The sequence below is a fragment of the Bacteroides xylanisolvens XB1A genome (genome assembly GCF_000210075.1).
Classification (GTDB): domain Bacteria; phylum Bacteroidota; class Bacteroidia; order Bacteroidales; family Bacteroidaceae; genus Bacteroides; species Bacteroides xylanisolvens.
In genome coordinates, this window is record NC_021017.1 from 725,042 (window position 1) to 733,618 (window position 8,577).

Consider the following 8,577-nt stretch of genomic DNA (forward strand, 5'->3'; position numbering starts at 1 on the left):
GAAACGGCAAAAATCCAAATGTATATAATTATATAGGTCATAACAGTGCACTTATCATTGAAAAAGCAATGGAAGTAGAAATGAGGGCCGAACTTTATGAATTTCTACTGGAAAATAAATACTGCCACGGCATCATGTTCAAAAAATCAATGGAAACTTTTGTCGAACATTATAATATGGTAGGGTTAGTGGAAGAAGAAAGTTTGATGAGGGCATTTCAGAGGTGGAGAAAGATGGTGAAGGAGGAGAAAAATAGGTGATTCTTTTATAGGGTGTCACATAAAATGAGACACCCTGCTTTTACTTTTGCACCAAACTTCATTAATAATCAAAACAAAAGTAGTATGGCAATAAAAAAGTATCAAATGAGTTTATGGCTAAGGTCCTTAACGATGTAGCTTGGAAAGCCTTGTCTAACACAAGTAATAAAATCCTTTTTCATGAGGAATGTATTGAGCATTTTAAAAATTATTGGGATTGGTCAGAACTTTCAAGTAATACTGATCTAAAGTTGAACTATTATCTTATTGACAAGTTTATCGATTTATGGGATTGGAGTGAAATAATCAATCGATATTATGATGATGCGTCACTCTATACTATCGACTTTCTTGAAAAATATGTTGATAGAATACCCACCAACAACTTGCAAAATTCATATTTATGGTATTCCATCGTAAAAAGACGGATGAAAGAATTGGCTTTTGAGATTGTTTCACAATAATTATTCACTACGTGAACAAAGAGGAAAAATTGTCTTGCTAAAGCTACCAGTAGCTATAAACGTTGAAAATATTTCAACGTTATATAAATATCAATTAAATCAAAATTATAATATAGAAAACGAGGCAATCTTTTCGTATTTTTGTATTAACAAAATAGTTTAAATATGGAATTGAATGATCTTTTAATGGAAATAAGCAAGATTTGCCTTATTGAGCAAGAGCGAATGAAGCATAAGCAGCGAAAAGGCGATTGTTTTAACGTTTTCAACACTCTTGGATTACGGTCTAACGAAGTTAGATTGCATTCCGCATTCCTTGCAGAATTGTTAAATCCTGACGGAAATCATGGCCTAAAAGATGCTATGCTTAAAGAATTTCTTGCAGCCATTGGCTTAAAACGAGATTATATATCTAATTGCAATACCAATATAGTCGAACGATATATTGGTGAGCGGACAGAAACTACTGGTGGACGGATCGATATAATCTTGGAAGATGGTGAATATGCTATTATCATTGAGAATAAAATATATGCTATTGATCAATACCATCAATTACTGCGATACAATAACTATGGTAAACAACGTTTTCCGAAAGGCTTTAAGTTGATTTATCTTACACTTGATGGTCATGAGGCAAGCAAAGATTCATTAGGAGACAATGAGATTGACTATCACTGTATCTCGTACAAAGGACATATCCTAAATTGGTTATCAAAGTGTGTGATGTTAGCATACGACAAACCTCTGGTACGAGAGACAATTTCCCAATATATTACACTTATTAAACAAATCACAGGACAAGATATGAATAAAGATAGTAGTGATAAAATCGTAGATTTAGCCATCAATAATATGGAAGCAGTAGTTGCCTTGATGGATAACAGAGCTGAAATAAGTAGCAAATTAAGAACAGAATTCATTTTTAAACCGTTAAAAGAATTCGCAGTTAAAATGGGGATGGAATTTAAGCTCATCAAAGAAGGAGACGAAAGTCCGGCTCTAAAATTCAAAATGCCCCAATGGTCCCATTACATAGTCATTACAAGAGATGATGGAAGAGATTCGGATTGGAAGAACCTTTATATCGGTATTTCACAAAGTTCACTGCTGGGGGCTAAAGAATTACCAATACGGCAATTATCATGTTTTTCAGAATGTAGTAATACGTACTGGCCTTATGGATGGGAATGGATTCTATACACCGATTGGCATTCCACCAGTAGCTACTTACCAATACGCATAGGAGAGGTCTCAAATTGGATTATCTCCAAAATCAGACAAATCATAGAAGAGATAGAAGATAAAGGTTTGCCTATGTAACAATCCGAGAAACTACAATTTATGTCACTCATACAAAAATATATTTGGGTCATAGAAACCATTTACCGGACCCGTCAAATCTCATTAAAAGAACTCAGTGAGAAATGGATGGACACGGAAATGAGTGGCGGCTCATCTATATCGCGCCAAACATTCGACCGCTGGAAAACAGGTATTTTAGATATATTTGGGATAATTATCGATTGTAATCTGAAAGCGGGTTACAAATACTTCATATATAATCCTGAAGTGTTAAGAGAAGGCGAACTAAACAAATGGTTGCTCGATTCATTCTCCACTATCAATACCCTATCACAAAGTATTACACTAAAAAATAGAATTCTCGTAGAAGAAATCCCCTCAAGTAAAGATTTCTTAAAAGACATAATCGGGGCCATGCGAGATAATAAGATAATAGAGCTGACTTACAAAGGCTTCCAGCGGCATCATGCCTGCACCTTTCCTATCGAGCCTTATTGTTTGAAGATGTTCCAGAAACGATGGTATATATTGACCCATAGTATCAATGATGATGAAATACGACTGTACGCTATGGACAGAATAGAGAGCGCCAGTGTGACCGATACATGCTTCACTTTGCCAAAGGACTTTGATGCTAAATCCTATTTCGCTTCTTTCTTTGGAATTGTGCTTGATAAGGATATTAAGGAAGAAAAAATCGTGTTACGTGCTGACAGATATCATCAACATTATCTTCGCACACTTCCACTTCACCCTTCACAACGGGAAATATACACTTCTGATGAATATGCAGATTTCGAATTGCATCTTCGACCGACATACGACTTCTGTATGGAGTTACTAAAAGTTGGCGCAATGATTGAAGTATTAGAACCCCAATCACTTCGTCATCAACTTCATGGCTGTATTAAGGATATGTGGAAAATATATGAAAACGATTAATGAAAGTCATTTAAGTGTTGATAGTTAGTACCAAAGATTGCATTTTAATTCTTATAAAATAAATAATAATGAAAGTATACACTCACTTCTATCTAATGGATGAGAACACTGCTATAGGTTTTCGATGGAGGACATTGTTACAATATGGTAATTCATGGGAGGTTATCGGATCAGTGGTAATGAAAAATCCAGGTGGTGCCAAATTTAAATCCCCCACCCACCAAGCAATTGACGATGCCGAAACGTTAAGACAACTCCGGCACTTTGACGAAAGTAAAGACAAGTGGTATGAATTTGGTAGTGATACCACAATTGACTGTGTAGGCGATCTCTTTGCTTTCTACTATGATCTGCCAAGCCGTGAAGATTTGAACGGTGTGATACAAATTTTTAATCTCTTCTATATCAAAGAAGCAGATTTAAGTAAGGCTTTGGTATATTCAGAAGCAACCAGCAATACATTTCGTTTTGCAGATGAAGAAAATGTGACCAATTACGACATAGAGCACCTTGTTCCTCCAGTCTACCTTGGCTTTGGAAATTTGGCTTGGCATAAAAGATATAACCAAAAGGCTGAACAGTTTTTCAATGCCGCTATTAATAAGTGTGGAATGAAATATCTTGACCCTATATTCCAACACAATAATTTTACGCATCCACTTTATCTCATGCGTTATGCAAAGAATAAACCCAAGTATATAAGGTATCGGATGAAGTTCAAACAGAATACGTTGATACCAACAGGCGTGGAAAATGCTATCTCTGATGCAAGATCAACCTTAAGCAAACATATACCTAATATGGAAAGAGCTAAAAGGCAAGAGCAGAGACAAAAGATCGCAGATGAAGTTTTCAACCATTTGAAAAATCAAAAAGGGTATCAGGTGGTAGCAATAAAAGGTAAGAACGGTATTTCACTGTGTAATGGTGCTGTACGGCTTGTTATTAATAGTAACAAAAATGAAGCCGTACATCTATTTGTTAACTGTGGGACCAAAGGCATGAGTAAAGAAAGCATGAAATCTTTTTTCAACAAAATGGAAAATTCGTTTGGATTCCAGCGAGCATATGATATACAAAAATACGAAAATAGAATGCATCTTTCATTTGCAAAATTGACAAGCCAAAATCCACTTGAGAAGATAGAACAAATAGTATCATTTGTAGAAACATCGTTATCTAATGAAAAATAAATATCTTTTTCTCGATTTTGACGGTATACTCAATTCTAATAAAAATTATCGAACATTGCAGATGTTGGGTATACCTACACGAGATGAATATGGTACTATCTTTGATCCCCAATATGTAGAATGTTTGCGTGACATTATAGATATATTTGCTGGAACCTGTTATTTGCAAAAATGTTCGGTCAACTCAATAATCGTGAAAGTCTCCGTTACTTGATTTTAGCTTTGGAAACACATCAAAGAAAGCGTTATCATTTTGGGGTTGGGGCGTGAACTCATAGCCAAAACTACGCTTGTATCTGCCAATCAAAATCGAGATTAATCATGAGCCGAATGCATACATATAGAGCGTATGACTCATGCAAGGAACTTTATTGGATTAATCTTACAGGATCTTTCCTTGTCGTTAGAACGAAGTCAGACCTGAAGTGCAAGTCTGTAAATGAAAACGTAGAATGTCGGAAAATATCCCTTCTAATGTCATAAATAGATATTTCTCTAAAGAAACTGACATTTCTAATGACATAAGAAGAGCATTATTAACAATAGGGGTTAATGGAAAATATGAGTACTATGAATATTGGTGGTCTTTTTGGTACGTTAGCAATGCAAATAAGAGATGTTTAATTGATAAATTTAGGGAGCTTGAATATTATATTTATAGCGATTGTAAACTATACTTCAAAGAATTGGTATTAAAACTAATAGATAATTCTCTAAGAGATATTATTGAAAATTTTGTTCCACCCCATAATATGCCAAATTGGAAAATACAACTGATAAAAGACCCAGCGTTACTTGATAAAAACACTTCTCATTATATAGCAATTCCTGAAGATAACTCATACTGCTACTTATTAAAAAGTAAACGTCCAAGGGATATTGATGGGAGTATTAAAATAAAATAACAGAATAGGCAAACCAGGATTATCTAAAAAGACAATCCTGGTTAAATTTAGTAGTTCGAAAATAGGAGAGCAGACTCATTTGGATCAATATACTTAAACGATTGGGGAGCAGCAAAAGCCTTAAATAATTCGAATGGATTAATTGGTTCTTCATAAAGACGTGGAGAACTGATTTTCAAGGCATACCCATGTGTACGACCTTCAAAGTATTGGTCAAAAAAATCCTTAGTGATACCTGAATCCTTATGAGTCTGGTCCCATAGTGTACTAGGGGTATCATTTAGAATATTCTCTACTGTAAATTCCCCAACAATCATCCCAACAGGCTTTGTTGAATAGACCACTACTTTATCTACACTCCTTGTGAAAATAACTTTTCTATATTCATATTTTTTCTTTCCTGTAAAAATTTCCTGTACAAATTCAGGTTTAATCGATAATAAGACTTTCATTTATTTTTCCTCTTGATATTATATTCTTAAATTGTTCATCATTTATTTGCATAAATCCCCAATAGTCACCAGCCGAAAGGCCGACCTGTTCAATAAGTTCACCACGGGTAACTCTTCTATCAAATGCAATATTATAAGTCATTTTTATAAGAGTCATCCCATATTCTGTATACCATTTCCGTAGCTCATTTTCATTAAATATACTATAAGCGTTTGCATATTTGATAAATTCCTCTGTAGATTTAAAATCAGAAGCCTTTTTTATTTCTTCTACAATACAGATAGAAGACACAACACTACGATAATATGCAGCCCCTTTTTCGTCTTTCATTCGATAGATTAAAAGAATATCTCCTCTTGACAATTGATCAATATTCCTCATTTTACACAAATAAATCTTATGTATGCTATTTGTGTAAGCAATGTCTCGCACAAGAAAAGATTTATCACGTTCCTCATTATCTAAAATTGAATCAGGAAAGAGCGGAGTATGATATTCAGGTTTTATTGATAGAATAAACTTTCGTACTTTTGAAGTATGAATATAAGGATAATCATACAACAAATCTCCTGAATATACTTTCATAGACTTTACAAATACAAACTCCGGTTCATCCTCATGACCTTTAGTTCCATATACAAGGAATCCATATCTCTTTAACAACCTTATAAGCCCTTCATGTTTCCTGTATATCGTCACATATATTTCATCCGCATCAATATGAAGAGCAGCTACCACTATTTTTTTTACAAATTGTTCTCCCAACTTAGTATTATGAGCTTCTATTTTAAAAGTTCCAACTTTTAGTCTATTAGCTGCAGGCATTGGCGGACATACATCTGTTATATCTTCTAATTCCTGTTTTAAATATAGAAAAGCTTGCAACATCCCTTCATTATTCTTTTGAATAAAAGCCTTTGCATTATCTTTCTTTTTCTTATTATACCACTTAGAAAATTCGGGATAATCTTCCTTTAAAGAATTAAAAAAGGGATCAGATAAACTGATATTGCAAAAACTTTGTTGCTCCATAGCTTTTCTTTATTACTTATACGTTTGTTCTATTATTCTTGTTATGCGATACAAATTAACGAAAAAACTTCTAGAAGTAAAAGGAGAAGATAATAAATCTTCTAAATGAATAACATCCAAAATCTAGAATACCTTTAAAATATTTGATAAAAAAGACTTTATCTGTTTTAGAGGTGATAGTGAAGCAAGATGATAGAAAATGAACATAGTACATATTTTAGTTTATATCATTTAAACTGAAAATATGTACTATATATTCTTTTACCCTATAATACTTTTAATGTAATCCGTAGGACATACATGATAGAAGTCTTTGAACTTCTTTCCAAAATATTTAGCATCACAATATCCCAGCATTCCTGCAATTTCCGAAACAGTGTACTGTTGGGAGGCTAGCAGTTTAAGTGCCCTGTCCATTTTGAACGAATAGATATAATTTTCCGGAGGATTCCCGGTTATCTCTCGTATCCTGCTATAAAAAGCAGTACGGCTCATTCCTATATCAATACTTAATTTATCTATTGTATATTTATCAGTAGAGAGGTTCTTTTCCAGGATTTTATTGACTTTATCCATAAATATCTGATCCGTATTTTCTGTTTCCATTTCTTCTTTGGTGGGGACCATTGGAAAAACAGCATCTGACAAAAACAATTTGACCCGTTCACGCAAAACCATGCGGTTTTCTACAAGCATACGTATGTTTGCCCTTAGCCTGCAAATGCTTTCTGTTCGTAATTCCAGACGATCCGCCCCACTTCCTAAATGGGACAAATAACTTTCGTTATCAAAGGCCCTTATCAAAAGGACAACCGGTATATACCCTATCATTTTATCTGTTTTGATCCGGAAACTAAGTGCATCTCCATTTGTTCCGTTTACATTATCGTCAATAATGATAGCATCAGGATTTTGGCGGACTACTGTATCCTTCAGCAAATCAGGATCTTTCAAAACTGAAATCTGAAAATACCGCGATAAAGCTTTCCTTAAATAATTCCTGAATGCCCCGTCCGCCATTACCAATAAGATATGGGATGTATCTTTTGTTTTAGCATTCGGGGTATCATCTTTATCACTTTCAGAAGATTTTTTAGCCTTATTCTTCGTATTTGTTGAAGAATGTTTGATAACCGAACATTCCTGATTCCGGCAATGACAATCTGTTGGAATGACAATTTGGAAAGCAAATGATTTGCCATGTCTATATCCGTTTATTTTTCCACCATGCAGGCGAATGATTTTTCTTACAGTCCACAAATCACTATACCCATATATAGGAAATATGACCGGAATAAAAGGAAACATTTTCCCTACTCTTTTGTCTGCTATCTCACAATTAGTAATCTGCAACTGCCAGGAATCTGTTGTATGTGTTATATTGATTGATATGCAACAACCTAAATCGGAACCCAAAATTAGTTTGCTTATAAGATGCTGAAGCGCTGCCGTCATAATGTTTTCATTGATTCTGCAACTGACGCAATCCGAACATTCGCTGACAGTCAGTTGTATACGGCGCGAATCAGCATAAGGTCGACATTGATTGACAATAGAAGTAATATAAGAAGAGAGTTCCAAATTTGCCGTTGATGTCTTAGGAAGTATTTTTTTGTTTACCTTATTGAGGGTTACAATATTCTGATTGCAATATATGATGTATTCGGTATATCCCAATGCCTCTTCTACTTGTTGGGAAAGCGATTCGGGAAGATTACCGGTTTTAAGTTCTTCCAATTGATTTCGTAACAATATCAACGGGGTATACGTAGTATGGAGCATGTTCATAGCTATCTTAAGTTTTTCATGTGACAACAACTGAACATTATACTCTACCGCAAGATACGCAAACAAAACAATAAATAGCCCAATGCCGAAACTCTCTACAGGAACTGCATAACCAAGCAATGACAAATCAGGCAAAATTACGCCAATAGCTTGTTTACTGTTTACTAAATTGGCTCCACTATCTATAGAAAGTAAAGCGCGAAAGTTTAATAATAAACTCAGGTAACAATCATTC

Annotated in this window: 9 protein-coding genes and 1 pseudogene; 7 read left to right on the top strand and 3 right to left on the bottom strand. The window is 34.4% G+C overall.

Annotation, left to right across the window (positions count from 1 at the left end):
• The 7 genes and pseudogenes from BXY_RS02995 to BXY_RS03025 form a co-directional block, all read left to right on the top strand.
• Window positions 1-260: pseudogene (locus BXY_RS02995) on the top strand (hypothetical protein); the annotation flags it as partial.
• A gap of 113 nt (window positions 261-373) precedes the next feature.
• The gene (locus BXY_RS03000; protein ID WP_015531186.1) at window positions 374-724 is read left to right on the top strand and encodes a hypothetical protein; all 351 of its coding nucleotides are present in this window, start codon (window positions 374-376) and stop codon (window positions 722-724) included.
• Between the two features lie 165 nt (window positions 725-889).
• Window positions 890-2,047 carry a PDDEXK-like family protein gene (locus tag BXY_RS03005; RefSeq protein ID WP_015531187.1) on the top strand — a complete coding sequence of 386 codons (1,158 nt, stop codon included), beginning with the start codon at window positions 890-892 and terminating at the stop codon, window positions 2,045-2,047.
• A 21-nt stretch (window positions 2,048-2,068) separates the two neighbouring features.
• Window positions 2,069-2,971, top strand: a complete 903-nt coding sequence (locus tag BXY_RS03010; RefSeq protein WP_015531188.1) for a helix-turn-helix transcriptional regulator — start codon at window positions 2,069-2,071, stop codon at window positions 2,969-2,971.
• A gap of 68 nt (window positions 2,972-3,039) precedes the next feature.
• Window positions 3,040-4,164, top strand: a complete 1,125-nt coding sequence (locus BXY_RS03015) for a hypothetical protein (RefSeq protein WP_015531189.1) — start codon at window positions 3,040-3,042, stop codon at window positions 4,162-4,164.
• 171 nt (window positions 4,165-4,335) lie between these two features.
• Window positions 4,336-4,434: a DUF4372 domain-containing protein gene (locus BXY_RS23445; protein WP_229096887.1), complete on the top strand. Its 99-nt coding sequence runs from the start codon at window positions 4,336-4,338 to the stop codon at window positions 4,432-4,434.
• 182 nt (window positions 4,435-4,616) lie between these two features.
• Window positions 4,617-5,069 (top strand): hypothetical protein, encoded by a 453-nt coding sequence (locus tag BXY_RS03025; RefSeq protein ID WP_015531191.1) that lies wholly within the window; start codon window positions 4,617-4,619, stop codon window positions 5,067-5,069.
• A gap of 47 nt (window positions 5,070-5,116) precedes the next feature.
• On the opposite strand, the gene BXY_RS03030 is transcribed toward BXY_RS03025, so the two are convergent.
• The 3 genes from BXY_RS03030 to BXY_RS03040 all read right to left on the bottom strand — a co-directional run.
• Window positions 5,117-5,521, bottom strand: a complete 405-nt coding sequence (locus BXY_RS03030; RefSeq protein ID WP_015531192.1) for an ASCH domain-containing protein — start codon at window positions 5,519-5,521, stop codon at window positions 5,117-5,119.
• Complete coding sequence (locus BXY_RS03035; protein WP_015531193.1) at window positions 5,499-6,554, bottom strand: hypothetical protein; 1,056 nt, start codon at window positions 6,552-6,554, stop codon at window positions 5,499-5,501. Before BXY_RS03035 ends, BXY_RS03030 begins: the two co-directional genes overlap by 23 nt.
• 261 nt (window positions 6,555-6,815) lie before the next feature.
• A partial coding sequence (locus tag BXY_RS03040; protein ID WP_243442465.1) for a response regulator transcription factor occupies window positions 6,816-8,577 on the bottom strand: 1,762 nt, incomplete at its 5' end.

Coding starts and splice junctions, on each gene's coding strand:
- BXY_RS03030 (WP_015531192.1), bottom strand. CDS start 5,521: ATGAAAGTCTTATTATCGATTAAACCTGAATTTGTACAGGAAATTTTT.
- BXY_RS03035 (WP_015531193.1), bottom strand. CDS start 6,554: ATGGAGCAACAAAGTTTTTGCAATATCAGTTTATCTGATCCCTTTTTT.
- BXY_RS03005 (WP_015531187.1), top strand. CDS start 890: ATGGAATTGAATGATCTTTTAATGGAAATAAGCAAGATTTGCCTTATT.
- BXY_RS03025 (WP_015531191.1), top strand. CDS start 4,617: ATGTCGGAAAATATCCCTTCTAATGTCATAAATAGATATTTCTCTAAA.
- BXY_RS03015 (WP_015531189.1), top strand. CDS start 3,040: ATGAAAGTATACACTCACTTCTATCTAATGGATGAGAACACTGCTATA.
- BXY_RS03000 (WP_015531186.1), top strand. CDS start 374: ATGGCTAAGGTCCTTAACGATGTAGCTTGGAAAGCCTTGTCTAACACA.
- BXY_RS23445 (WP_229096887.1), top strand. CDS start 4,336: ATGTTCGGTCAACTCAATAATCGTGAAAGTCTCCGTTACTTGATTTTA.
- BXY_RS03010 (WP_015531188.1), top strand. CDS start 2,069: ATGTCACTCATACAAAAATATATTTGGGTCATAGAAACCATTTACCGG.